25 protein-coding genes, 1 rRNA gene and 2 other annotated features are annotated in these 25,146 nt (G+C 39.5%); all 26 genes read left to right on the top strand.

Going from position 1 to position 25,146, the window contains the following annotated elements:
* The first annotated feature begins 36 nt into the window (after positions 1–36).
* The 26 genes from rrf to rpoB all read left to right on the top strand — a co-directional run bounded on the left by rrf (position 37) and on the right by rpoB (position 25,128).
* Positions 37–153, top strand: a 5S ribosomal RNA gene (gene rrf, locus FSZ17_RS00530).
* 387 nt (positions 154–540) lie between these two features.
* Positions 541–1,002, top strand: coding sequence for a CtsR family transcriptional regulator (locus FSZ17_RS00535; protein WP_057776507.1), 462 nt, complete (start codon positions 541–543; stop codon positions 1,000–1,002).
* Between the two features lie 28 nt (positions 1,003–1,030).
* Positions 1,031–1,576 (top strand): protein-arginine kinase activator protein McsA, encoded by a 546-nt coding sequence (locus FSZ17_RS00540; RefSeq protein WP_057776508.1) that lies wholly within the window; start codon positions 1,031–1,033, stop codon positions 1,574–1,576.
* 2 nt (positions 1,577–1,578) lie between these two features.
* A complete protein-coding gene (locus tag FSZ17_RS00545; protein ID WP_057776509.1) occupies positions 1,579–2,658 on the top strand; it encodes a protein-arginine kinase McsB in 1,080 nt (359 codons plus the stop codon).
* A gap of 4 nt (positions 2,659–2,662) precedes the next feature.
* Entirely contained in the window at positions 2,663–5,116 is a 2,454-nt protein-coding gene (gene clpC / locus FSZ17_RS00550) for an ATP-dependent protease ATP-binding subunit ClpC (protein WP_057776510.1), read from the top strand.
* Positions 5,117–5,223: 107 nt separating this feature from the next.
* Complete coding sequence (radA, locus tag FSZ17_RS00555; RefSeq protein ID WP_057776511.1) at positions 5,224–6,603, top strand: DNA repair protein RadA; 1,380 nt, start codon at positions 5,224–5,226, stop codon at positions 6,601–6,603.
* 3 nt (positions 6,604–6,606) lie between these two features.
* Positions 6,607–7,680: a DNA integrity scanning diadenylate cyclase DisA gene (disA, locus tag FSZ17_RS00560; protein ID WP_057776512.1), complete on the top strand. Its 1,074-nt coding sequence runs from the start codon at positions 6,607–6,609 to the stop codon at positions 7,678–7,680.
* A gap of 206 nt (positions 7,681–7,886) precedes the next feature.
* On the top strand, positions 7,887–8,969 hold the full coding sequence (locus FSZ17_RS00565) for a PIN/TRAM domain-containing protein (protein WP_057776513.1): 1,083 nt from the start codon (positions 7,887–7,889) through the stop codon (positions 8,967–8,969).
* A 41-nt stretch (positions 8,970–9,010) separates the two neighbouring features.
* Positions 9,011–9,697 carry a 2-C-methyl-D-erythritol 4-phosphate cytidylyltransferase gene (gene ispD / locus FSZ17_RS00570; RefSeq protein WP_057776514.1) on the top strand — a complete coding sequence of 229 codons (687 nt, stop codon included), beginning with the start codon at positions 9,011–9,013 and terminating at the stop codon, positions 9,695–9,697.
* A 29-nt stretch (positions 9,698–9,726) separates the two neighbouring features.
* On the top strand, positions 9,727–10,209 hold the full coding sequence (ispF, locus tag FSZ17_RS00575) for a 2-C-methyl-D-erythritol 2,4-cyclodiphosphate synthase (RefSeq protein WP_057776515.1): 483 nt from the start codon (positions 9,727–9,729) through the stop codon (positions 10,207–10,209).
* A gap of 74 nt (positions 10,210–10,283) precedes the next feature.
* Positions 10,284–11,741 (top strand): glutamate--tRNA ligase, encoded by a 1,458-nt coding sequence (gltX, locus tag FSZ17_RS00580; RefSeq protein WP_057776516.1) that lies wholly within the window; start codon positions 10,284–10,286, stop codon positions 11,739–11,741.
* A 42-nt stretch (positions 11,742–11,783) separates the two neighbouring features.
* Positions 11,784–12,052: a binding site (T-box leader), on the top strand.
* Between the two features lie 172 nt (positions 12,053–12,224).
* Positions 12,225–12,893, top strand: coding sequence for a serine O-acetyltransferase (cysE, locus tag FSZ17_RS00585; protein WP_057776517.1), 669 nt, complete (start codon positions 12,225–12,227; stop codon positions 12,891–12,893).
* A complete protein-coding gene (cysS, locus tag FSZ17_RS00590; RefSeq protein ID WP_057776518.1) occupies positions 12,874–14,277 on the top strand; it encodes a cysteine--tRNA ligase in 1,404 nt (467 codons plus the stop codon). Before cysE ends, cysS begins: the two co-directional genes overlap by 20 nt.
* Positions 14,278–14,280: 3 nt before the next feature.
* Complete coding sequence (locus tag FSZ17_RS00595; protein WP_057776519.1) at positions 14,281–14,706, top strand: Mini-ribonuclease 3; 426 nt, start codon at positions 14,281–14,283, stop codon at positions 14,704–14,706.
* Positions 14,703–15,446, top strand: a complete 744-nt coding sequence (gene rlmB / locus FSZ17_RS00600; RefSeq protein WP_057776520.1) for a 23S rRNA (guanosine(2251)-2'-O)-methyltransferase RlmB — start codon at positions 14,703–14,705, stop codon at positions 15,444–15,446. The genes FSZ17_RS00595 and rlmB overlap by 4 nt, the downstream gene beginning before the upstream one ends.
* Positions 15,447–15,448: 2 nt before the next feature.
* Positions 15,449–15,958, top strand: a complete 510-nt coding sequence (locus FSZ17_RS00605) for an NYN domain-containing protein (RefSeq protein ID WP_057776521.1) — start codon at positions 15,449–15,451, stop codon at positions 15,956–15,958.
* Between the two features lie 74 nt (positions 15,959–16,032).
* Positions 16,033–16,689, top strand: coding sequence for an RNA polymerase sporulation sigma factor SigH (gene sigH / locus FSZ17_RS00610; RefSeq protein ID WP_057776522.1), 657 nt, complete (start codon positions 16,033–16,035; stop codon positions 16,687–16,689).
* Positions 16,690–16,800: 111 nt separating this feature from the next.
* Positions 16,801–16,944, top strand: a complete 144-nt coding sequence (rpmG, locus tag FSZ17_RS00615; RefSeq protein ID WP_082625437.1) for a 50S ribosomal protein L33 — start codon at positions 16,801–16,803, stop codon at positions 16,942–16,944.
* 54 nt (positions 16,945–16,998) lie between these two features.
* Complete coding sequence (secE, locus tag FSZ17_RS00620; RefSeq protein ID WP_057776523.1) at positions 16,999–17,181, top strand: preprotein translocase subunit SecE; 183 nt, start codon at positions 16,999–17,001, stop codon at positions 17,179–17,181.
* 126 nt (positions 17,182–17,307) lie between these two features.
* Positions 17,308–17,841 (top strand): transcription termination/antitermination protein NusG, encoded by a 534-nt coding sequence (nusG, locus tag FSZ17_RS00625; protein ID WP_057776524.1) that lies wholly within the window; start codon positions 17,308–17,310, stop codon positions 17,839–17,841.
* Between the two features lie 221 nt (positions 17,842–18,062).
* Entirely contained in the window at positions 18,063–18,488 is a 426-nt protein-coding gene (gene rplK, locus FSZ17_RS00630) for a 50S ribosomal protein L11 (RefSeq protein WP_057776525.1), read from the top strand.
* A 113-nt stretch (positions 18,489–18,601) separates the two neighbouring features.
* On the top strand, positions 18,602–19,345 hold the full coding sequence (gene rplA / locus FSZ17_RS00635) for a 50S ribosomal protein L1 (protein ID WP_322107596.1): 744 nt from the start codon (positions 18,602–18,604) through the stop codon (positions 19,343–19,345).
* A 67-nt stretch (positions 19,346–19,412) separates the two neighbouring features.
* Positions 19,413–19,554, top strand: a sequence feature (ribosomal protein L10 leader region).
* A 32-nt stretch (positions 19,555–19,586) separates the two neighbouring features.
* Positions 19,587–20,087 (top strand): 50S ribosomal protein L10, encoded by a 501-nt coding sequence (rplJ, locus tag FSZ17_RS00640; RefSeq protein WP_057776527.1) that lies wholly within the window; start codon positions 19,587–19,589, stop codon positions 20,085–20,087.
* 56 nt (positions 20,088–20,143) lie between these two features.
* On the top strand, positions 20,144–20,509 hold the full coding sequence (gene rplL / locus FSZ17_RS00645; RefSeq protein WP_057776528.1) for a 50S ribosomal protein L7/L12: 366 nt from the start codon (positions 20,144–20,146) through the stop codon (positions 20,507–20,509).
* Positions 20,510–20,623: 114 nt separating this feature from the next.
* Entirely contained in the window at positions 20,624–21,226 is a 603-nt protein-coding gene (locus FSZ17_RS00650) for a class I SAM-dependent methyltransferase (protein ID WP_057776529.1), read from the top strand.
* 341 nt (positions 21,227–21,567) lie between these two features.
* Positions 21,568–25,128 (top strand): DNA-directed RNA polymerase subunit beta, encoded by a 3,561-nt coding sequence (gene rpoB / locus FSZ17_RS00655; protein WP_057776530.1) that lies wholly within the window; start codon positions 21,568–21,570, stop codon positions 25,126–25,128.
* Positions 25,129–25,146: the final 18 nt, after the last annotated feature.

Consider the following 25,146-nt stretch of genomic DNA (forward strand, 5'->3'; position numbering starts at 1 on the left):
ATCTAGTTTTGAGGGAACAAAACCTCAATTTCACAGTTTGGTGGCGATAGCGAGAAGGTCACACCCGTTCCCATCCCGAACACGGAAGTTAAGCTTCTCAGCGCCAATGGTAGTTAGGGGCTGTCCCCTTGTGAGAGTAGGACGTCGCCAAGCAAAATGAAGAACAGCTAAATGAGGCTGTTCTTTTTTATTTATGTTCGAAGAACATTTGAAAATTTGTATAAAAATGAGAAGAAATTTAGAAAGTAACCCCCGCCGCTTATTCAAAGCCGAGGCTGAACACGGAAGTTAAGATTCTACGCCATGGTATTTAGGGGCTGTCCCCTTGCTAGAGTAGGACGTCGCTAGGTAAATTAAAAGAGTATCCACTGGATACTCTTTTTTGTTTATTTGTGAACTCGGACAACGTAAAAATTAATTCACATGTTTGGGAATAAAAAAATATGGAAAAATTATTAGTACCTGTTCATTGCACGAGAAAGCGTAGTTATGTATAATTTAAGTCAAATATAGTCAAAGTCAGATTGAGGGGGAGGAATATTGAGAAATATCTCAGATATTATAGAAGATTATTTGAAAAGAGTTTTAGAAATGAGTGAGCGAGAAATTGTTGAAATTAAAAGGAGTGAAATTGCAGATAAATTTCAATGTGTCCCGTCCCAGATAAACTACGTAATTAATACAAGATTTACAATAGAAAAAGGGTATGTTGTAGAAAGTAAACGTGGTGGCGGCGGATATATAAGAATTATGAAAGTGCAATCATATGACCACGCTCATTTAATTGATCAATTATTAACTTTAATACAAAGTCGCATAGCTCAGAGTAGTGCAGAGGATGTAATTATAAGACTTGTCGAAGAGGAGATCATTACAAAAAGGGAAGCGAAAATAATGCTAAGCGTTATCGATCGTTCGGTCCTATATATTGATCTTCCATATAGAGATGAGCTGCGTGCAAGAATGTTAAAGGCCATGTTAACGACTTTAAAATATAAATAGAAAAACGGAAGCTGGAGAGGATGAAAACATGATTTGCCAAGAATGTAATCAAAGGCCGGCAGCGCTTCATTTTACGAAAATATTGAATGGAGAGAAGGCAGAATATCATTTATGTGATAAATGTGCCCAAGAAAAAGGCGATATGTTCATGCTCGGTGCACCGGGTTTTTCAATTAATAATTTGTTAGCGGGATTGCTGAATATTGAACCCACCTTTCAAAAGACGGAGCAAGATCCATTCCAGCAGGAAGAAATTTTACAATGTGATCAATGCTCAATGACCTTCCAACAATTCATTAAGGTAGGAAGATTTGGCTGTGCTCATTGTTACCAAGCATTTGAAGAACAGCTTAAACCAATTTTAAAAAGACTGCATAGTGGGAATTCAGTCCATAATGGAAAAATACCAGCTAGGATTGGCGGAAGTATCCACTTAAGAAAAAATATTGAGGAATTGAAGCAAAAGCTTAAAGAGTCCATCGTGAAAGAGGAATTTGAAAGAGCTGCAGAAATTAGAGACGAAATTCGCTTACTTGAAAGCAAATTAAATGCGAAGGTTGAGGGGGGAGAGTAAGCTTGTCGCTAGAACGCTTCATTAATCAAGCTGTCAGCTCCTGGATGAGTGCTGAGGGCCCTGATTCAGATATAATATTAAGTTCAAGAATTCGGTTAGCCCGGAATATAAAACAATACAAGTTTCCTACACTATTTACGAATGACGAAGCCAAGTCAGTCATTCATATGATAAAGAAAAAGGTAGAGGAAAAATCATTTTCTACGCTTGGAAATTTAGAGTTATTACTGATGGATGAGCTTCAGCCTCTCCAAAAAAGGGTTCTAATGGAAAAGCATTTAATCAGTCCGCATCTTGCAGAGAATTCCTCACATGGTGCTTGCGTTCTTTCCGAAAATGAAGAATTAAGCATTATGATTAATGAAGAGGACCATATTAGAATCCAGTGTTTATTTCCAGGCTTCCAATTGTCTGAGGCTTTAAATATCGCAAATGAAATTGATGATTGGCTTGAAGTAGAAATTGACTATGCCTTTGATGAAAAGGTTGGCTACCTAACAAGCTGTCCGACAAATGTTGGTACAGGGTTAAGGGCTTCTGTAATGGTACATTTACCAGGCCTTGTTTTAACTCAACAAATGAACCGGATCATTCCAGCTATTAATCAACTTGGCTTAGTTGTTAGAGGAATTTATGGTGAAGGCAGCGAAGCATTAGGAAACATCTTTCAAGTATCAAATCAAATCACTCTTGGAAAGTCAGAAAAGGATATTGTAGAGGATCTAAAGAGTGTTGTAAGTCAACTTATTTCTCAGGAAAGATCAGCCCGGGAAGCATTAGCTAAAACTTCTAACATACAATTAGAAGACAGAGTCTTCCGCTCTTATGGGATATTATCAAACTGCCGAATTATTGAATCGAAAGAAGCAGCTAGATGTTTATCAGATGTTCGGCTTGGGATTGATATGCAGTATCTAAAAAACATTTCCAAGAATATTTTAAATGAATTAATGATCCTGACGCAGCCTGGATTTTTACAACAGTATGCAGGGGGACCACTAAGACCTCATGAACGGGATATTCGGCGAGCGTCATTAATAAGAGAAAGAATAAAAATGGAAAACGAAGAGATTGGAGGATGAGAACATGATGTTCGGTCGATTTACTGAGAGAGCGCAAAAGGTATTAGCTTTAGCCCAGGAAGAGGCTATTCGTCTAGGTCATAATAATATTGGAACAGAGCATATTTTGCTTGGCCTTGTACGTGAAGGAGAAGGAATTGCAGCAAAGGCTTTATATGCACTGGGTCTAGGTTCAGAGAAAATACAAAAGGAAGTAGAAAACCTAATTGGTAAGGGACAGGATGCATCACAGACAATTCATTACACCCCTAGAGCCAAAAAAGTAATCGAACTGTCGATGGATGAAGCGCGAAAGTTAGGTCATTCTTATGTGGGAACAGAGCATATTCTTCTCGGTCTCATTCGCGAAGGAGAGGGTGTTGCTGCTAGGGTACTTAATAATTTAGGGGTTAGCCTAAATAAAGCTCGTCAACAAGTTTTACAGCTATTAGGAAGCAATGAATCAGGCGGTCATCAGGGAGGTTCCTCTGCAAATGCGAATACGCCTACGTTAGATGGATTGGCAAGAGACTTAACGGCGATTGCTCGGGAAGGAAGTCTTGACCCTGTTATCGGGAGAAGTAAGGAAATTCAGCGTGTTATTGAAGTTTTAAGTCGCCGAACAAAGAATAATCCCGTATTAATTGGGGAGCCCGGGGTTGGTAAGACGGCGATAGCAGAAGGATTAGCCCAGCAAATTATTAATAATGAAGTTCCTGAGACTCTCCGTGATAAAAGAGTAATGACTCTTGATATGGGAACGGTTGTAGCTGGAACCAAATATCGTGGAGAATTTGAGGACCGCCTAAAGAAAGTAATGGATGAAATTAGGCAAGCAGGAAACATCATTTTATTCATTGATGAGCTTCATACTTTAATTGGGGCTGGTGGAGCTGAAGGCGCGATTGATGCTTCAAATATTTTAAAACCTTCCCTTGCCCGTGGAGAACTGCAGTGCATTGGGGCTACGACTCTTGATGAATATCGAAAATATATTGAAAAAGATGCAGCATTAGAAAGACGTTTTCAACCGATTACAGTCGATGAGCCAACAGCCGAAGAGTCTGTACAAATATTGCAAGGGCTTCGTGATCGCTATGAGGCACATCACCGTGTAACGATTACAGACGAAGCGATTGATGCAGCTGTAAAATTGTCTGATCGTTATATTTCTGATCGTTTTCTTCCAGATAAAGCAATTGATTTAATTGATGAGGCAGGATCTAAAGTAAGACTTCGTTCATATACAACACCTCCAAATTTGAAGGAATTAGAATTAAAGCTAGAAGATGTACGAAAAGAAAAAGATGCTGCGGTACAAAGCCAAGAGTTCGAAAAAGCTGCCTCTTTAAGAGATACGGAACAGCGGCTTCGTGAACAGCTGGAAGAGACAAAGAAAACATGGAAAGAAAAGCAAGGAAAAGAAAACAGTGAAGTAACCGTTGATGATATTGCAAGTGTTGTATCAAGCTGGACTGGAATTCCAGTTTCAAAATTAGCTCAAACTGAAACGCAAAAGCTTCTAAACTTAGAAGAAATCTTGCACTCAAGAGTCATTGGGCAGGAAGAAGCAGTTAAGGCGATTTCGAAAGCAGTTCGCCGTGCTCGCGCGGGATTAAAGGATCCAAAACGGCCAATCGGATCATTTGTCTTCCTTGGTCCAACAGGAGTAGGAAAAACAGAGCTTGCCCGTGCATTAGCTGAAGCGATGTTCGGTGATGAGGATGCCATGATTCGAATTGATATGTCCGAGTATATGGAGAAGCATTCAACATCAAGACTAGTAGGCTCACCTCCAGGCTATGTTGGGTATGAAGAAGGCGGACAACTAACGGAAAAGGTGCGCAGAAAGCCTTATTCTGTCGTCCTTTTAGACGAAATCGAAAAAGCGCATCCAGATGTCTTTAACATTCTTTTACAAGTGCTAGAAGATGGACGCTTAACGGATTCAAAGGGAAGAACGGTAGATTTTCGCAACACTGTTTTAATCATGACATCCAACGTAGGGGCAGAAGCCTTAAAACGAAATAAATACGTTGGTTTTAACATCCAGGATGGAGAACAGGATTATAAGGATATGAAAGGAAAGGTAATGGAGGAGCTGAAAAAATCATTCCGTCCTGAATTCCTTAACCGTATTGATGAAATTATCGTTTTCCATGCATTAGAGAAGAAGCATCTTGCGGAAATTGTGACGCTAATGTCTGATCAATTAACAAAACGATTAAAAGAACAAGATATTAACCTTGAGTTGACAGAAGCGGCGAAGGAAAAAATTGCAGTTGAAGGCTATGATCCTGAATACGGTGCTAGACCAATTCGCAGAGCTATTCAAAAGCATATTGAGGACCGTTTATCTGAAGAATTGTTAAAAGGAACCGTTTTAAATGGCCAAAAGGTTGTCGTTGATGTTCGTGATGGAGAGTTTGTTGTCGAAACAGCAAAAGGGAAAGCGGCAGCGACTTTGCAGAAATCATAATCAAATCAAGGATGCTCAAGTACGATGCAAGGGGGTACACGTGAAGAAACGTGTGCCTTCTTTGTAATTTTTACCCCAATAAAAAAATAGAAGAGGAAGAACCGGTTATGGCCAAAAGGAAAACAAAATTTATGTGTCAGGAATGTGGGTATGAGTCTCCAAAGTGGATGGGGAAATGTCCTGGTTGCGGTGAGTGGAATAAAATGGTTGAGGAGGTGGAAAAATCAGCAACAACAAGAAGGGGTGCATTTGCTCATTCACAAGGAGCGACTATTCTCTCAAAAGCTACACCTATTACGACGGTTGAGACAGTGAGTGAACCTCGCATCTATACCGACATGAATGAACTAAACCGTGTTCTTGGAGGAGGGGTGGTCAAGGGGTCCTTAGTACTGATTGGTGGTGACCCAGGGATAGGAAAATCAACATTGCTATTGCAGGTTTCATCCCAATTGGCTAATAAAAATCATTCCGTTTTATATATATCTGGTGAAGAATCACTTAGGCAGACGAAACTGCGTGCTGATCGACTAGGCGTTTCATCTGAGAATTTATTGGTTTATTCGGAAACGAGTCTAGAGGAGATAAGTCGGACAATCGACAGCGTCAATCCGAGCTTCGTCATTATTGACTCCATTCAGACGATTTTTCACCCAGAGGTAACCTCGGCTCCAGGAAGCGTTTCTCAAGTAAGAGAATGTACAGCAGAATTAATGAGAATTGGAAAAACAAAAGGAATTGCTATTTTTATTGTCGGGCATGTTACAAAGGAAGGTTCCATTGCTGGTCCAAGATTATTAGAGCATATGGTTGATACAGTTCTATACTTCGAGGGAGAGCGGCATCATACATACCGAATTTTGCGTGCGGTAAAAAATCGATTTGGATCGACAAACGAGATGGGAATTTTTGAAATGAAGGAGTTTGGTTTAGAAGAAGTAGAGAACCCTTCAGAAATTTTCCTTGAGGAACGCTCACAGGGAGCAGCAGGATCAACAGTTGTAGCCTCTATGGAAGGGACTCGCCCGGTTCTTGTGGAAATTCAAGCCTTAATATCACCGACAAGCTTCGGAAATCCGAGAAGAATGGCTACCGGAATTGATCATAATCGTGTTCCACTTTTAATGGCGGTGCTTGAAAAGCGAGTGGGGATGCTTTTGCAAAACCAGGATGCTTATTTAAAGGTAGCTGGGGGAGTAAAGTTAGATGAGCCAGCGATTGATTTAGCTATTGCAGTCAGCATTGCTTCAAGCTTTCGCGACAAACCGACGAGACCGACAGACTGTATTATCGGGGAAGTAGGTTTAACTGGAGAGGTTAGAAGGGTATCAAGAATAGAGCAGCGTGTTCAGGAAGCAGCAAAACTAGGTTTTGAAAGGGTTATTTTACCGGCAAATAACCTTGGGGGCTGGACTGGGCCAAAAGGAATTGAGCTGATTGGAGTAGGTTCTGTTAGTGAGGCATTAAAAGTGACATTAGGAGGGTGAAGAATGGAAAATAAAAAGCTTGGTGAAAAAACGATGAGTGACATCCTTCAATTTATGGCTCCTGGTACGCCTATTCGAGAAGGAATCGATAATGTGCTTCGAGCGAATACAGGGGGTTTGATTGTTCTTGGAAGCAAGGATAAAATTACCCATATCGTTGATGGGGGCTTTCAAATTAATGCCCCTTTCTCACCAAGCTATTTATATGAGTTAGCCAAAATGGATGGAGCCATCGTGTTAAATCAAGAAGGGAATAAAATTTTGATTGCGAATGCTCAATTGGCTCCAGATCCCGGTATTCCGTCAACAGAAACGGGCATGCGTCATAGAACTGCCGAGCGGGTCGCCAGGCAAACGGGAGAGCTTGTCGTTGCGATTTCCCAAAGGCGTAATGTAATCACCTTGTATAAAGGTCATTTTCGTTATGTTCTTAAAGATATTGCTGTTATTTTGACAAAAGCGAATGTAGCCTTGCAGACGCTTGAAAAGTATAAAGTTGTCTTAGGGGAAGATATTTCAAACTTAAGTGTTTTGGAATTCGAGGAGCTAGTCACCTATTGTGATATTTTAAATGTGTTTCATAGTGTGGAGATGGTCCTAAGAATAAAAAATGAGCTGCTATCCTATTTAAATGAACTAGGTATAGAAGGAAGGCTTATCCGTCTGCAAATGAATGAGCTATTACAAGATATTGAAAAAGAAGTGGAGCTAATCATTAAGGATTATGCTCATACAAAAAACATAAGCCCAGGTGACATGTTTGAAAAATTACAAGAAATGTCTGTCGGAAAGATGCTGGAAGATACCGTGATATTAAAGCTTTTAGGATACAATGGATATGTGCATACAGATGAATATAAATGTCCAAGAGGATATCGGATGCTATCCAAAATTCCGAGATTGCCCATGATTATTATTGAAAATTTAATAGCACGGTTCGAGGAGCTGCCGGCTATTTTGGTAGCTTCAGTCGAGGAACTGGATGATGTAGAAGGAATTGGAGAAGTGCGGGCAAGGAAAATAAAGGATGGCCTAAAACTGATAAAAAAACAGCTTTTAGCAGATCGGCAGCTGTAAGTGACCATTGAACTATATATGTCATTATGATAAAATATTCGTTTGTTTGTTATATTTGACACTTGATTACCAATGGTGCTACCCTTAGATTGTAGTAAAAATTTTTCGGTTTCTATATTTAAAGATAATTTTTATGATAGAAAAATGTTGTTCTTCATGTTTCAATTTGTGGAATTTGTTAATAATGATTAAAAGGAGGTGAGGGAATGTTAAAACGTATTGTTCAAGCATGCTTCCTGATCATTGGGATAACGCTTGGGATATTTTTAATTCCTTATTTATTTGCACTAGTATCGTTAGAAAGCATTTCTCTAATAAATAATCCTTATATGGCCGCCATTCTAGGTGCAATTATTTTTTATCTTATTTCTTTTTGGGCGGTTGATCATGTTGTAAATTTTATTAAATGGGTAGAGGAATCTCTCGTAAAGGCTCCTATTACCGATATTATTTTTGGTAGCGTAGGCTTAGTTTTCGGGTTATTAATTGCATTTTTAATTGGCTATGCTTTAAATGCGATTGAAGTTCCAGTTTTAAATACAGTAGCTCCAATTGTGCTAACGCTATTATTTGGTTATTTAGGATTTCAAGTAGGCTTTAAGAAGCGGGATGAACTTCTTACATTATTTGCAAACAAAAAGAAAAAGAATACGGAAGAAGAGCCAGAAACAACTCCCAAAAATGTATTGAAACTATTGGACACAAGTGTCATTATTGATGGCAGGATTGCGGATATTTGCCAAACTGGATTTCTTGAAGGAACGATCGTAATTCCTCAGTTTGTTCTGGAAGAATTACAGCATATTGCGGATTCTTCAGATGTGTTAAAGCGAAACAGAGGACGAAGAGGATTAGATATTTTGAACCGGATTCAGAAGGAGCTTTCAATCAAAGTAGAAATCTATGAAGGTGACTTTGAAGAGATTCAGGAAGTGGATAGTAAGCTGGTGAAGCTTGCGAAAGTCACCAATGGCGTAGTCGTAACGAATGATTTTAACTTAAATAAAGTTTGTGAATTTCAGGGCGTATCTGTTTTAAATATTAATGATCTTGCCAATGCTGTTAAACCGGTCGTTCTTCCTGGGGAAGAAATGAAGGTACAGGTTATTAAGGATGGTAAGGAACAAAATCAGGGAATTGCTTATTTGGATGACGGCACGATGATTGTTGTAGAGGATGGCCGCGATTATATTGGAAAGTATATCGATGTTCTCGTAACAAGTGTTCTGCAAACATCCGCTGGACGAATGATCTTTGCAAAACCTAAGCTGCTCGAAAAAGCTTTATAATAAGGGTTCAACTCACTTTTAAGAATAGGGGTTTGTTTCGAATGGCTTATCGAGTCATTATTCCTGCAGCAGGCCAGGGAAAAAGAATGGGCGCGGGAAAGAATAAAATATTATTAGAGCTTAATCAATTGCCTATTATTATTCATACATTAAGAGTTTTCGAATTGGATGAAGACTGTGAAGGGATTATTCTAGCAGTCAATCCTCAAGATGAAGATGAGATGAAGTCACTCCTTGATAGACATCAAATCACAAAGGTGACTTCTTTCGTTCCGGGTGGAAAGGAAAGGCAGCATAGTATTTACAATGCATTAAAACAAGTGAGACAGGAAGGTATTGTCCTTGTTCATGATGCTGCAAGGCCGTTTATTGATAAGAATCTTCTTCGTTCACTGATCGAAGCTGCAAAGACGAGCGGGGCTGCTATATTAGCAGTACCTGTAAAAGATACGGTAAAAAAAGCTACCGGAAAGTTTGTTGCTGAAACGGTCGAGCGTACCAGCTTGTGGGCGGTTCAAACCCCACAGGCTTTTCGTTTTTCTATTCTTTTTGAGGCTTATCGAAAAGCGGAGGAGGATGATTTTCTCGGGACCGATGATGCTAGTTTAGTCGAGCGTCTTGGGAAGGATGTTGTCATTGTAGAAGGGAGCTATGACAATATCAAGCTAACAACTCCAGAGGACTTATATTTTGCTGAAGCCATTATTCGTAAAAGGGTAGAGCAATAATATTATTTTTTTATAAAGGGGATTATACGATGTTTCGAATTGGACAAGGCTTTGATGTGCATCAATTAACCGAAGGGCGTCCGTTAATCATTGGCGGGATAGAAATTCCGTATGAAAAAGGCTTGTTAGGCCACTCCGATGCGGATGTATTATTACATACAGTTGCGGACTCATGTCTAGGTGCGATCGGTGAGGGAGATATCGGCAGGCATTTTCCAGATACAGACCCGGAATTTAAAGATGCGGATTCTGCAAAGTTATTAGAGCATGTCTGGCAGCTTGTAAAAGACAAAGGGTATGAGCTTGTAAATGCTGATTGCACCATTATTGCTCAAAAACCAAAAATGGCTCCATATATTGGGCAAATGAGAGAAAGAATCGCCAGCATTTTAGAAACAAATATAGAAAACATTAATGTAAAAGCGACCACAACAGAGAAACTTGGTTTTACTGGCAGAGGAGAAGGGATTGCTTCTCAAGTGGCTGTTTTATTGAAGAAAAAGGACCAATGACGGAAGTTCCACTTTAAAGCAAAGATTCACGGTGATAAAATGAATAGAGAAGAATTTCGAGGAGGAAACAGGTCATGTCAAACGATATTCGTGTACGCTACGCCCCTAGTCCAACTGGACATTTACATATCGGTAATGCACGTACAGCATTATTCAACTATTTATTTGCTAGAAGTCAAGGCGGGAAATTTATAATCCGTATTGAAGACACAGATAAAAAGCGTAATATTGAAGGCGGAGAGGAAAGCCAGCTAAAGTATTTAACATGGCTTGGTATTGATTGGGACGAAAGTGTTGATAAGGATGGTGGCTTCGGCCCTTACCGCCAGTCAGAACGAAATGACATTTATGAAAAATATTATCATGAGCTCCTTGAAAAAGGCCATGCATACAAATGCTATTGTACGGAAGAAGAGCTAGAGGCTGAACGTGAAGCTCAAACAGCTAAAGGAGAAACACCAGCTTATTCCGGCAAGTGTCGCCATCTATCACCGGAAGAACGAGCAAAGCTTGAAGCTGAAGGAAGACAGCCGAGCATTCGTTTTATGGTTCCAAAAGGCAAAGTATTTACATTTGATGATATGGTGAAAGGAAATGTTTCCTTTGAATCAGATGGGATTGGCGATCACGTGATTGTTAAAAAGGATGGTACACCAACCTATAATTTTGCCGTGACCATTGATGATTATTTAATGCAAATTTCCCATGTATTAAGAGGAGATGACCACATCTCTAATACACCAAAACAATTAATGATTTATGATGCATTGGGCTGGAAGGCTCCTATTTTCGGGCATATGACATTAATTGTGAATGAAAGCCGCAAGAAATTAAGTAAGCGTGATGAGTCGATTATTCAATTTATTGAGCAATATGAAGAACTTGGCTATTTGCCTGAAGCCCTTTTCAACTTTATTGCCCTTTTAGGCTGGTCCCCGTCGGGAGAGGAAGAAATTTTCTCGAAGGATGAATTTATAAACATTTTCGATGCGAATCGTTTATCGAAATCGCCAGCTCTTTTTGATAAGCAAAAGCTAACTTGGATGAATAATCAGTACTTGAAGAAGCTTGATATTGATAAGCTTGTGAAGATCTCTCTGCCTCACCTTGTTAAGGCTGGCCGAGTTAACGAAAATATGTCTGAAATGGAAGCCCAATGGGTAACAAGCCTCATTGCTCTATATCAAGAAAAAATGAGCTATGGTGCTGAAATCGTAGAGCTATCAGATATATTCTTTAGTGAAAAAACAACTATGGATGAAGAGGCGAAAGCTGTTATTGAGGAAGAGCAAGTTCCAGAAGTGCTATCGGCCTTTTTACATGAAATTGATAGCTTGAACGAGTTTAAAGCGGATGAGATTAAGGCAGCTATGAAAGCTGTGCAAAAGGCAACTGGCCATAAAGGGAAGAAGCTCTTTATGCCAATACGTGTAGCGATAACAGGACAAACTCATGGCCCAGACCTTCCACAAGCGATTGAGCTTTTTGGAAAGGAAAAAGTAAAAAATCGCTTAATGAGTATTTTGGGTTAACATATTGCTGAAAATGTAATATAGTAATAAGTAATTCCATAATTGAAAGTGTAGAAGAGGAAAAGTAAGAGCATGAAGCTTTTTAGAGAGAACCATCACCGGCTGAAAGTGGTTTAGGCCTCTCATTGTTCTGAAGTGCCCCTCTGAGCCTCGTTTCGAACGAATGGAGAAAGGAAACAATTTTGTACGCATAGTGCTAATTGCCTGATCCTTTTCTAGTAAAAATGAGCGGAACTAATCCGTTAACAAGTAAAAGTTGAGACTCTCTTTGAGTCTAAACAGAGTGGAACCGCGTGCCAAGCGTCTCTGTCTATTATTGACAGGGGCGCTTTTTTATTTTGTTAGGAAATAATAATTTCCCGGAAAATACTATTTAAAAAAACTAATTTTGCTACAAGAAAAGCATAACTTCATTATCGAACGTAGAAATTTTTTAGTAAAAAGAACCATTGAATATTCAATTTGAAAGGAGGGGATGGAATAATGTTTAAAAGGCTTAAAGAAGATATAGAGGTCGTGTTTGAACAGGATCCTGCTGCAAGAAGTTATTTAGAAGTAATATTAACTTATTCAGGCTTGCACGCCATTTGGGCACATCGAATTGCCCATGCACTTTTTAAAAGAAAGCTATATTTTCTTGCAAGAGTCATCTCACAAATGAGCCGTTTTTTCACAGGGATTGAAATCCACCCCGGTGCAAAAATTGGCAGGCGCTTTTTCATCGATCATGGAATGGGAGTCGTGATTGGGGAGACTTGTGAAATAGGCGATAATGTGACCGTTTTTCAGGGAGTAACATTAGGGGGAACCGGTAAGGAAAAAGGAAAGCGTCACCCAACAATTAAAGACAATGCTCTAATTGCTACAGGAGCAAAGGTACTTGGATCCATTACTATTGGAGAGAACTCAAAAATTGGAGCAGGATCTGTCGTACTCCATGAAGTGCCTCCTAATGCAACTGTTGTTGGTATTCCAGGAAAAGTAAAAGTTCAAGATGGGGTTAAGATAAGAAAGGATTTAAATCACTGCGACCTGCCAGACCCAATTGCAGACCGATTTAAAGAGTTGGAAAGTGAAATAGCTAAATTAAGCATTGAAATAGAGAGCTTAAGAAAAGAAAGGAGTATGGTTAATGACCATTCAAATTTATAATACATTGACGAGGAAAAAAGAACCTTTTATCCCTTTAGAAGAAGGGCAGGTAAAAATGTATGTGTGCGGTCCGACCGTTTATAATTATATTCATATAGGAAATGCAAGGCCGCCAATTGTTTTTGATACAGTAAGAAGGTATTTTGAATATAGAGGTTATGATGTTAAGTATATTTCGAATTTCACTGATGTGGATGATAAATTAATCCGCGTGGCAAAAGAGCTAGGAGAAGAGGTTCCAGCGATTGCGGACCGCTTTATTGACGCTTATTATGCTGATGTTTCCGCCCTTGGATGCAAACGTGCTGATGTGCACCCAAGAGTAACCGAGAACATGGATATCATTATAGAGTTTATTGAAGCCTTAATTGAAAAAGGATATGCATACGAGTCTGAAGGAGATGTCTACTACCATACCCGTAAATTTAATGAGTATGGGAAGCTTTCACACCAATCCGTTGATGATCTGCGGTTAGGTGCCCGTATTGCAGTAGGAGAAAAGAAGGAGGACGCTCTCGATTTTGCTCTATGGAAGGCAGCAAAAGAAGGAGAAATTTATTGGGACAGTCCATGGGGGAAAGGAAGACCAGGCTGGCACATTGAATGCTCCGCGATGGCAAAAAAATATTTAGGTGAAACAATTGATATTCACGCAGGCGGACAGGACCTAGCCTTTCCTCACCACGAGAATGAAATCGCACAATCAGAAGCTGTTAGCGGCAAAACATTTGCCCAATATTGGATGCATAATGGCTATATCAATATCGATAATGAAAAAATGTCCAAATCGCTTGGCAACTTTGTACTTGTCCATGACATTATTAAAAAGCATGATCCACAGGTTCTGCGATTCTTTATGCTATCTGTTCATTATCGCAATCCAATTAACTATAGTGAGGAATTATTGGAAAATACGCGTGCTGGATTAGAGAGAATTACAACATCCTATCAAAACTTAAAGCATCGTCAAGAATCAAGTGCTGATTTAACTGATAATAACGAAGAATGGCTTGAGAAAATTTCTGCCTTTCATGAGGAATTTATCAAGGAGATGGATGACGACTTCAATACAGCAAATGGCATATCCGTCCTCTTTGAGCTTTCGAAATTGGCGAATTATTATGTAATGGAGAAAAACACCTCCGTACAAGTTATTGAGGCGTTTACAAAGGAATTTGAGGATCTTTTCCAAGTGCTCGGGCTTTCTCTTGATGTTCAGAAAGAGGATTTACTGGATGAGGAGATTGAGCGATTAATTGAAGAGCGTATTCAAGCACGTAAGGATCGAAACTTCCAATTAGCCGACCAAATCCGTGATCAACTGAAAGATATGAACATCATTCTTGAAGATACACCTCAAGGCATTAGATGGAAAAGAGGATAGGCAATGCTCCATTATGATCAAAAAATCGATGAGAAACAATTAAACAGCCTCGCCCTTGCTTATATGGGCGACGCTGTTTTTGAAATCTATGTCCGCAGACATCTTATCCAATGTGGAAAGGTTAGGCCTAATCAATTGCATAGGGAAGCAACCCATTATGTATCAGCTAAAGCTCAATCAGCCATCATTCACCAAATGTTAGATTCTGATTGGCTGACAGAAGAAGAAATAGCCGTTGTCAAAAGGGGAAGAAATGCAAAATCAGGCACTGTTCCAAAGAATACAGATGTCCAAACCTATCGATATGGCACTGCGTTCGAATCACTGATCGGCTATTTATATTTATCAGGTAATGAGGAGCGGCTTGAAAAAATAATTGTGGCTGCTTTTCAAATGGTTGAACAAAAGAAAGGAGACACAATAATATGAGCCAAGATTTAATAATGGGAAAAAACCCTGTCATTGAAGCGCTTAAATCAGGACGGGATATTAATAAAATTTTTATTGCAGAAGGATCCCAAAGCGGACAAATGCAGCAGGTTATCGGGCTTGCGAAAGCCTCGAATGTATTCGTTCAATTTGTTCCAAAGAAAAAATTAGATCAGATGGCAGAAGGAAATCATCAAGGTGTGGTAGCTCAAGTTGCAGCCTATCAATATGCCGAAATGGATGACTTATTTCATGCTGCTGAAAGGAAGAATGAAGCGCCCTTCTTCTTGTTATTGGATGAAATTGAGGACCCTCATAATCTAGGATCGATCATGAGAACGGCTGATGCGGTAGGTGCTCATGGAATCATCATCCCGAAGAGGAGAGCTGTAGGATTGACTGCAACTGTTGCAAAGGCTTCAACTGGTGCGATAGAACATATTCCGGTTGTTCGAGTGACAAATATGGCAAGAACGATAGATGAATTAAAGGAGAAAGGCGTCTGGATCGCAGGGACAGATGCAAAAGGCAGTGAAGATTACCGCCGCTTTGATGGAAGCTTGCCGCTAGGGTTAGTTATTGGCAGTGAAGGCAAGGGGATGGGGCGGTTGATTCGGGATAAATGTGATTTCCTTATCCATTTGCCGATGGCAGGTCATGTCACATCATTGAATGCATCCGTTGCGGCTGCTCTTTTAATGTATGAGGTTTATCGGAAACGACATCCTCTAGAGGGATAAAAATGGACATCCTACTTGTCGACGGTTATAACGTAATCGGTGCTTGGCCGGAACTAAGAGAGCTGAAGAAAAAGGATCTATCTTCAGCTAGAGACCGATTAATCGAAAAAATGGCAGAGTACCAAGGATATTCTGGATATAGAGTGATTGTCGTATTTGACGCTCATTTTGTGAAAGGAACCGAAAAAAAATATAAAGATTCCAAGGTTGAAGTGATTTTTACACGAACGAATGAAACGGCTGATGAGCGAATTGAAAAGCTGGCTATTAGCTTAAATAATAGAAAAACTCAAGTTCATGTAGCGACCTCCGACTATACAGAGCAATGGGCTATATTTGGCCAGGGGGCATTACGAAAGTCATCAAGAGAATTATTAAATGAAATGAATTCAATTGAAAATCGAATAGAGAAAAAAGTAAAGAAAATTCAAGCAAATAAACCCTTCTCGAAACTTCCAATTAGCGAAGAAATGGCAGAAATTTTTGAAAAATGGCGTCGGGGGCAGCAATGAATGGTTGACGCTGGAAAAAATCCTACTGTATAATATTTCTATCTATCTATGCTTGTGCGGTCGGGGGGATCTTAGTGGATACTGACTTGAAAACATTCGACGAGAATAATTTAGAGTATGTGCAGCTTGAAGATGAAGAACTGATTGATTTAGTGCACAAAGGCGAGAGTGAAGCGTTAGATTATTTAATTCATAAGTACCGTAATTTTGTGCGTGCAAAAGCCAGATCTTACTTTTTAATTGGTGCAGACAAGGAAGATATTGTTCAAGAAGGAATGATTGGTTTATATAAGGCCATTCGTGATTTTAAAGAGGACAAGCTATCTTCATTTAAAGCGTTTGCAGAGCTGTGCATAACGAGACAAATTATCACGGCTATTAAAACCGCAACAAGGCAAAAGCATATCCCGTTAAATTCATACGTGTCTTTGGACAAGCCGATCTATGATGAAGAGTCTGATCGGACATTAATGGATGTGATTTCGGGTGCAAAGGTAATGGATCCTGAAGAATTAATTATTAATCAAGAAGAGTTCGATCACATTGAAGTAAAAATGTCTGAGCTTCTAAGTGATCTTGAACGAAAAGTACTCTCCCTCTATTTAGATGGGCAATCCTATCAAGAAATTTCTGAAGAACTGAATCGTCATGTCAAGTCCATTGATAATGCTCTGCAAAGAGTGAAGCGAAAGCTTGAAAGGTATTTAGAGGTCCGCGAAATTTCTTTATAAGTCGTATTCTGATCATCTAACACTCTTTCTTCCAGCTTTCACTGTTATTGACATCATTTATCGTCCGTGATAAAGTTTTAAGGACGTTGAAGTCTTTTAGTAGGTGAAGCAATGAGAAAAAAAGTGGTACTAGCTTGCGAGGAATGCGGTTCTAGAAATTATTCAACAATGAGTAATAAGGAAACCGATCGTTTAGAGCTTAAGAAGTATTGTAAAACATGCAGTAATCATACCATCCATCGTGAAACAAAGTAATTATAGTTATTTATAGATTATGGATATATCTCTTGGGAGTGGGGAGGTTGCAGTATGCAACGCATCTTGAATTTTTTTCGCGATATCGCACGAGAAATGAGAAAGGTCAGCTGGCCGAAACGCAAAGAGCTGACTAGCTACACAATAACAGTTATAGCAACTGTAGCTTTTTTTGCTGTGTTTTTTACAGTGGTTGATTTTGGTATTTCTGAATTGATTCGTATTATTCTTGAATAATCCCTGTATGTCCATGGTATAATGGAGAATATCACAGGAAACTTTTGCAAAGCCCGGAAACGGGTTTTTTATTTGGTTAAAATTATTTATTTATACAGGGAGGGAAGGACGAGCGAGTCCTCTTAAATGGAAAAGAATTGGTATGTTGTTCATACGTACTCTGGTTACGAAAATAAAGTAAAGGCAAACCTGGAGAAGCGTGTAGAATCTATGGGGATGCAAGATAAGATTTTCCGTGTCATTGTGCCGGAAGAAGAAGAAACAGATTTCAAAAACGGTAAAAAGAAAGTTGTAAAACGTAAAGTTTTCCCTGGTTATGTGCTTGTTGAAATTGTCATGACAGATGATTCATGGTATGTCGTGAGAAATACGCCAGGTGTTACAGGCTTTGTTGGATCAGCTGGCTCTGGTTCCAAACCGACTCCATTATTACCCGAAGAGGTCAATGTTATTTTGAAACGGATGGGTGTTGAAGAAAAACGAGTCGACATTAAATTTGAATTAGGGGAAATGGTACAGGTTAAAGAAGGACCATTTGCTAACTTCACAGGTTCTATTGAAGATATTGATAAAGACAAAGCGAAGATCAAGGTTCTTGTTAATATGTTTGGCCGTGATACGCCAGTAGAACTTGATTTTTCACAAATTGAAAAACTATAAGTCGAAACAAGACAATTCTCTAATTTTAAAAGTCACCCTTTCTATTTTTTGAAAAAAACTTGAAATTGACTTTAAAAAGTGATAACATTTCATAGGTCAGTATGTCTCAGAAAATGAGACCGGACAATTGTTGTGTTCTTTATCTTTATATAAAGACTATAAGTTGAGTGGGAGGGGAAATCCCCTATTACCACATCACGGACTTTAAGGAGGTGTGTCTCGTGGCTAAAAAAGTAATCAAACTTGTAAAGTTACAAATCCCTGCAGGTAAAGCAAACCCTGCACCACCAGTTGGACCGGCACTAGGTCAAGCGGGTGTTAATATCATGGGATTCTGTAAGGAATTTAACGCACGTACAGCTGAACAAGCTGGCCTAATCATTCCTGTTGAAATTACGGTTTTTGAAGACCGTTCATTTACATTTATTACGAAAACTCCGCCTGCTGCTGTACTTCTTAAGAAAGCAGCTGGAATCGAGTCTGGTTCTGGTGAACCAAACCGTAATAAAGTAGCAACAGTCAAGCGTGACAAGGTACGCGAGATTGCTGAAACAAAGATGCCTGACCTTAACGCTGCAAGCGTAGAAGCTGCAATGTTAATGGTAGAAGGTACTGCACGCAGCATGGGTATCGTTATCGAAGACTAATCGCGTGTTTCAAGAGTAGGTTGTTGATTTAGGTTGCGTTGCTGAATTTGGTTTCACGCGCAACCTTTATTGCGTCTAGCTCTGACGTGAAAAACGTGTAGCGTTTTTCTTGCGTGGGAGGTTATTCCGCTAAAACCACAATCAAGGAGGAAATAATAATGGCTAAAAAAGGTAAGAAGTATGTTGAAGCTGCCAAGCTTGTAGACAATACAAAAGCATACCCAATTGCAGAAGCGATTGAACTTGCTAAGAAAACAAACTTCACTAAATTTGATGCAACTGTAGAAGTTGCTTTCCGTTTAGGAATTGATCCTAAGAAAGCTGACCAAAATATCCGTGGAGCAGTAGTGCTTCCAAACGGAACTGGTAAAACTCAACGTGTTCTAGTATTTGCGAAGGGTGAAAAAGCGAAGGAAGCAGAAGCTGCTGGTGCAGATTTTGTAGGCGATGCAGATTTCATCAACAAAATCAACCAAGGTTGGTTCGATTTTGATGTTATCGTAGCAACACCTGACATGATGGGTGAAGTTGGTAAGCTTGGTCGTGTATTAGGACCAAAAGGCTTAATGCCAAACCCAAAAACAGGCACAGTTACATTTGATGTTGAAAAAGCTGTAAATGAAATCAAAGCTGGTAAAGTGGAATACCGTACTGATAAAGCTGGTAATATCCATGTTCCTATCGGTAAAGTTTCATTTGAAAACGATAAGCTAATCGAAAACTTCAATACAATTTTCGATACAATGCTTAAAGTTAAGCCTGCTGCTGCAAAAGGTACTTACATGAAGAACGTTTCTGTTACTTCAACTATGGGACCTGGCGTAAAAGTAGATCCATCAACAGTTACTGTTAAGTAATAATTGGTAATATCATTAAAAGATTGACATACAAAAATACATCTAGTATTATGTATTTTGTTGTTAAAATATAATACCATTTGTACCGTAGACAGCAGGTGCTTCATGCTTAATATCCTGCCGAGGTCATACGATAGATTATTTGATTTAATTCCTATTGTATACTCCCTCCACGTCTACTACTGATGTGGAGGTTTTTATTTGTCGGTATAAATGCAGAAATTCTACAGGAGGTGTAAAGATGAGCAGCGTTATCGAACAAAAGAAACAAATCGTAGGAGAAATTGCTGATAAGTTTAAAGCAAGCGCATCAACGGTTGTTGTTGATTATCGTGGTCTAACTGTTGCGGAAGTTACTGAACTTCGTAAACAGCTTCGTGAAGCTGGTGTTGAATTCAAAGTATACAAAAATACTTTAACACGCCGTGCTGCAGAGGCTGCTGAACTTTCTGGTTTAAACGAATTCTTAACTGGTCCAAATGCGGTCGCATTCAGTACTGAAGACGTAGTTGCTCCAGCAAAAATCATTAATGATTTTGCGAAAAAGCACGATGCACTTGAAATTAAAGCTGGTGTAATCGAAGGAACTGTTGCTACAGCAGAAGATGTTAAGGCTCTTGCGGAACTACCATCTCGCGAAGGTTTACTATCTATGCTACTCAGCGTTCTTCAAGCACCTATCCGCAACCTTGCTCTTGCTGCAAAAGCTGTTGCAGACCAAAAAGAAGAACAAGGCGCGTAAGTTGATCTTAAGCTTTAACTATTAAATTCAAACCAAATATAAGGAGGAACTTTAAAATGACTAAAGAACAAATCATTGAAGCAGTTAAAAATATGACTGTTTTAGAATTAAACGACTTAGTAAAAGCTATCGAAGAAGAATTTGGTGTAACTGCTGCAGCTCCTGTAGCTGTTATGGGTGGAGCTGCTGCTGGTGGAGCTGCTGAAGAAAAAACTGACTTTGATGTAATCCTTGCTTCTGCAGGCGATCAAAAAATCAAAGTTATCAAAGTTGTTCGTGAAATCACTGGTCTTGGACTTAAAGAAGCAAAAGAACTTGTTGATAACACTCCAAAACCAATCAAAGAAGGCGCTTCTAAAGAAGAAGCTGAAGAAATCAAAGCTAAACTTGAAGAAGTTGGAGCTGGCGTTGAAGTTAAGTAATATAGATATAAAAAAGCTCGCTATTTAGCGAGCTTTTTTTAAAAGAATAAGAAAGTGATTTTTATTACCTCTCTTTATTTCTACAATTGATTCTCCGCTGGAGGTGACTTTCTCATGTCAGAACATTACTATTCCAAAACACAAAGTACGGATAGCAATCCGAAGTATTGGAGTTTTACTCTTAATAATCATGTGTTTCGCTTTAAAACGGATAATGGTGTTTTCTCAAAAAGTGAAGTTGATTTTGGATCAAGATTACTCATTGATGTGTTTAAACAACCAGAGATAGAGGGGGATATCCTTGATGTCGGCTGTGGATACGGTCCAATTGGACTTTCAGCAGCTAAGCTTATGAATAACCGGCTTGTCCACATGGTTGATGTCAATTCTCGAGCGATAGGTCTTGCAAGAGAAAATGCAGAGTTAAATAATATCAAGAATGTATGTATTTATGAAAGTGACCGTTTGGAGAATGTGAAGAGCGAGAAGTTTGCTGCTATTTTGACCAATCCGCCAATTCGTGCTGGAAAAAAAGTTGTCCATGATATTTTCGAGCAGAGCTACAATAAATTATTGCCTGGCGGCGATCTCTGGGTAGTTATTCAAAAAAAGCAAGGAGCACCTTCTGCTATTGAAAAGCTAACAGAGTTATTTGGTGATGTAGAGACGGTTGAAAAGAGAAAAGGCTATTATATTTTAAGAGCAAAAAAAGATTGACTTGACTTTTTTCTTATGTTAACGTTATATAATGCCAACATAATATTTTCCGTTTAATTCCTAAAATACACAAACACTGTATAAAATTAGCATTAACGGGAAATAATGACAAAATAATAGTCGTAATGTGAAAATGTGGTTTTTGACTTAAAAACCCTTTTTCTTTTTGTCTTATGATAAGTGAAAGCTGTATAGCTACAGCGCCTAGGAGCTTGAGGTCATAAGACAATCCGTCAAAAGGTTAAAGGACAACTTTTCGCGGGTTTGTCTTATGTTTGTTGCTCCTAGGCAAGGTGCTTCCGCTTTTATTATAAAAACGCTTGATTTGAGGGGTGAATCAGTTGATAGGTCAACTTGTTCAGTATGGACGACACCGCCAACGTAGGAGTTACGCACGAATCAGTGAAGTTTTAGAATTACCAAATCTAATCGAAATCCAAACCTCTTCTTATCAATGGTTTCTTGATGAGGGTTTACGTGAAATGTTCCAGGACATTTCTCCGATTGAAGACTTTACTGGTAATTTGTCGCTTGAATTTATTGATTACAGCCTTGGCGATCCAAAGTATTCCGTTGAGGAATCGAAAGAACGAGATGTTACATATTCTGCACCATTGCGTGTGAAAGTGCGTCTTGTAAACAAAGAAACAGGCGAAGTTAAAGACCAGGATGTCTTTATGGGTGACTTCCCGCTTATGACAGAAACAGGTACATTTGTAATTAATGGAGCGGAACGTGTTATCGTTTCGCAATTAGTGCGTTCACCAAGTGTATACTTTAGTGGAAAACTAGATAAAAACGGGAAAAAAGGCTTTACAGCAACTGTAATCCCGAACCGCGGCGCTTGGCTTGAGTATGAAACAGATGCCAAGGATGTCGTTTACGTTAGAATAGATCGTACTCGGAAACTGCCCGTTACGGTTCTTTTGCGTGCCCTTGGATTCGGCTCTGATCAAGAAATCATTGATTTGATTGGAGATAATGAATACATTCGCAACACGTTAGAAAAAGATAATACAGAAGGTACAGATAAGGCTTTATTAGAAATTTATGAGCGCCTTCGTCCAGGAGAACCTCCTACAGTAGAAAATGCAAAAAGCTTATTAATTTCAAGATTTTTTGACCCTAAGCGTTATGATTTAGCGAATGTTGGTCGATACAAAATTAATAAAAAGCTCCACATAAAAAATAGATTATTCGGACAACGACTTGCTGAAACGCTTGTTGATCCGGAAACAGGCGAGATTATTGCTGAAAAAGGGGTTACCCTTGATCGCCGTACTTTAGATCGTATTCTTCCAAAATTAGAGGAGAATATCGGTTTTAAGACGATTAGTCTTTATGGCGGAGTAGTGGAAGAGGACATCACTCTACAATCAATCAAAATTTATGCTCCTAACGAAGATGGCGAAAAGGCTATTAATGTAATTGGAAATGCTTATGTTGAAGAAGCAGTGAAGAATATTTCACCTTCAGATATCATTGCTTCAATCAGTTACTTCTTTAACCTGCTTCATTCAGTTGGAGATACAGATGATATCGACCATTTAGGAAATAGACGTTTGCGCTCTGTTGGTGAGCTTTTACAAAACCAATTCCGCATCGGTTTATCAAGAATGGAACGTGTTGTACGAGAAAGAATGTCAATTCAAGATACAAACACGATTACTCCACAGCAATTAATTAATATTCGACCTGTTATTGCGTCAATTAAAGAGTTTTTCGGAAGCTCGCAGTTATCTCAATTTATGGATCAAACGAATCCTCTTGCGGAATTAACGCATAAACGCCGTTTATCTGCACTAGGACCAGGTGGTTTAACACGTGAACGAGCAGGGTTTGAAGTACGTGACGTTCACTATTCACACTATGGCCGTATGTGTCCAATTGAAACACCAGAGGGACCGAACATTGGATTGATTAACTCTTTATCTTCATTTGCGAAAGTTAACCGATTCGGGTTCATTGAAACACCGTACCGTCGTGTTGATCCTGAAACAGGAAAAGTAACAGACCGTATTGACTACTTAACTGCTGATGAAGAGGATAATTATGTAGTGGCTCAGGCAAACGTGCTTCTTGGCGATGATGGTTCCTTCCTTGAAGAGGAAGTAGTCGCTCGTTTCAAGGGTGAAAACACAGTTGTTGCACGTGATCGTGTCGATTACATGGACGTTTCGCCGAAGCAAGTTGTTTCTGCAGCAACAGCATGTATCCCGTTCCTTGAGAATGATGACTCCAACCGTGCCCTAATGGGAGCAAACATGCAGCGTCAAGCTGTACCATTAATGCAGCCAGAAGCACCAAGAGTTGGAACAGGAATGGAATATGTGTCAGGAAAAGACTCTGGTGCAGCGGTTATCTGTAAGCATGAGGGAATTGTTGAACACGTTGAAGCCCGTGAAGTATGGGTTCGTAGAATCGTTAATGTAGATGGCCAAGAAGTTAAAGGCGATCTTGATAAATACAGAATGCTCAAGTTCATCCGTTCTAATCAGGGAACTTGTTACAACCAACGTCCAATTGTTGCTGTCGGCAATCGTGTGACAAAGGGTGAGATTCTTGCTGATGGTCCTTCTATGGAGCTTGGCGAATTAGCTCTTGGCCGTAATGTTCTAGTTGCCTTCATGACATGGGATGGCTATAACTATGAAGATGCGATCATCATGAGTGAGCGTCTTGTTAAAGATGATGTATATACGTCTATTCATATTGAAGAATATGAGTCAGAATCACGTGATACAAAGCTTGGACCAGAAGAAATCACACGAGATATTCCGAACGTAGGGGAAGATGCACTTCGCAACCTTGACGAGCGTGGAATCATCCGTACTGGTGCTGAAGTAAAGGATGGAGATCTTTTAGTTGGTAAAGTAACTCCTAAAGGTGTGACAGAACTAACAGCAGAAGAAAGACTTTTACATGCAATCTTTGGCGAAAAAGCGCGTGAAGTCCGCGATACTTCCCTCCGTGTTCCTCATGGTGGAGGCGGTATTGTCCTTGATGTGAAGGTATTCAACCGAGAAGATGGTGATGAGCTCCCACCTGGAGTGAATCAGCTTGTACGTGTCTACATTGTTCAAAAGCGTAAAATCTCCGAAGGGGATAAGATGGCTGGACGACATGGTAACAAAGGGGTTATCTCTCGCATTTTACCAGAGGAAGATATGCCGTATATGCCAGATGGCACACCTGTTGATATCATGTTAAACCCACTAGGGGTTCCATCACGTATGAATATCGGACAGGTGCTTGAGCTTCACCTTGGTATGGCGGCAAGATCACTTGGTATTCATGTTGCTTCCCCTGTTTTCGATGGTGCGACGGAGGAAGATGTTTGGTCAACGATTGAAGAAGCAGGTATGGCTAGAGACGCGAAGACGGTTCTTTATGACGGAAGATCTGGAGAACCATTTGACAACCGTGTATCAGTCGGTGTCATGTATATGATTAAGCTTGCACACATGGTTGATGATAAGCTTCATGCACGTTCTACAGGTCCTTACTCTCTTGTTACTCAGCAGCCGTTGGGCGGTAAAGCTCAATTCGGTGGACAGCGTTTCGGGGAGATGGAAGTTTGGGCGCTTGAAGCATACGGTGCTGCCTATACTTTACAGGAAATTTTAACTGTTAAATCTGACGATGTAGTTGGACGTGTGAAAACATATGAATCAATCGTCAAAGGTGAAAATGTTCCAGAACCGGGCGTACCTGAATCATTTAAAGTATTAATTAAAGAACTTCAGAGCTTAGGAATGGATGTCAAGATTCTATCAGGCGATGAAAAAGAAATTGAGATGCGTGATACGGAGGATGACGAAGACCTGCAGCAAGCTGAGTCTTTCGCGATTGCTCCTGAACCACAAAACTCAGAAGCTGAAGAAGTAGTGACGAAAGAATAAATTTTATTAATAATATAA

It is taken from the genome of Cytobacillus dafuensis (genome assembly GCF_007995155.1).
Lineage (GTDB): Bacteria > Bacillota > Bacilli > Bacillales > Cytobacillaceae > Cytobacillus > Cytobacillus dafuensis.

Bases quoted from the DNA above. Each gene is read 5' to 3' on its own strand.
- FSZ17_RS00595 (WP_057776519.1), top strand. From the start codon at position 14,281: ATGCTCCATTATGATCAAAAAATCGATGAGAAACAATTAAACAGCCTC.
- secE (WP_057776523.1), top strand. From the start codon at position 16,999: ATGCAACGCATCTTGAATTTTTTTCGCGATATCGCACGAGAAATGAGA.
- rplJ (WP_057776527.1), top strand. From the start codon at position 19,587: ATGAGCAGCGTTATCGAACAAAAGAAACAAATCGTAGGAGAAATTGCT.
- radA (WP_057776511.1), top strand. From the start codon at position 5,224: ATGGCCAAAAGGAAAACAAAATTTATGTGTCAGGAATGTGGGTATGAG.
- ispF (WP_057776515.1), top strand. From the start codon at position 9,727: ATGTTTCGAATTGGACAAGGCTTTGATGTGCATCAATTAACCGAAGGG.
- cysS (WP_057776518.1), top strand. From the start codon at position 12,874: ATGACCATTCAAATTTATAATACATTGACGAGGAAAAAAGAACCTTTT.
- nusG (WP_057776524.1), top strand. From the start codon at position 17,308: ATGGAAAAGAATTGGTATGTTGTTCATACGTACTCTGGTTACGAAAAT.
- FSZ17_RS00605 (WP_057776521.1), top strand. From the start codon at position 15,449: ATGGACATCCTACTTGTCGACGGTTATAACGTAATCGGTGCTTGGCCG.
- cysE (WP_057776517.1), top strand. From the start codon at position 12,225: ATGTTTAAAAGGCTTAAAGAAGATATAGAGGTCGTGTTTGAACAGGAT.
- FSZ17_RS00540 (WP_057776508.1), top strand. From the start codon at position 1,031: ATGATTTGCCAAGAATGTAATCAAAGGCCGGCAGCGCTTCATTTTACG.
- rlmB (WP_057776520.1), top strand. From the start codon at position 14,703: ATGAGCCAAGATTTAATAATGGGAAAAAACCCTGTCATTGAAGCGCTT.
- clpC (WP_057776510.1), top strand. From the start codon at position 2,663: ATGATGTTCGGTCGATTTACTGAGAGAGCGCAAAAGGTATTAGCTTTA.
- rplL (WP_057776528.1), top strand. From the start codon at position 20,144: ATGACTAAAGAACAAATCATTGAAGCAGTTAAAAATATGACTGTTTTA.
- rpmG (WP_082625437.1), top strand. From the start codon at position 16,801: ATGAGAAAAAAAGTGGTACTAGCTTGCGAGGAATGCGGTTCTAGAAAT.
- ispD (WP_057776514.1), top strand. From the start codon at position 9,011: ATGGCTTATCGAGTCATTATTCCTGCAGCAGGCCAGGGAAAAAGAATG.
- FSZ17_RS00650 (WP_057776529.1), top strand. From the start codon at position 20,624: ATGTCAGAACATTACTATTCCAAAACACAAAGTACGGATAGCAATCCG.
- disA (WP_057776512.1), top strand. From the start codon at position 6,607: ATGGAAAATAAAAAGCTTGGTGAAAAAACGATGAGTGACATCCTTCAA.
- gltX (WP_057776516.1), top strand. From the start codon at position 10,284: ATGTCAAACGATATTCGTGTACGCTACGCCCCTAGTCCAACTGGACAT.
- FSZ17_RS00565 (WP_057776513.1), top strand. From the start codon at position 7,887: ATGTTAAAACGTATTGTTCAAGCATGCTTCCTGATCATTGGGATAACG.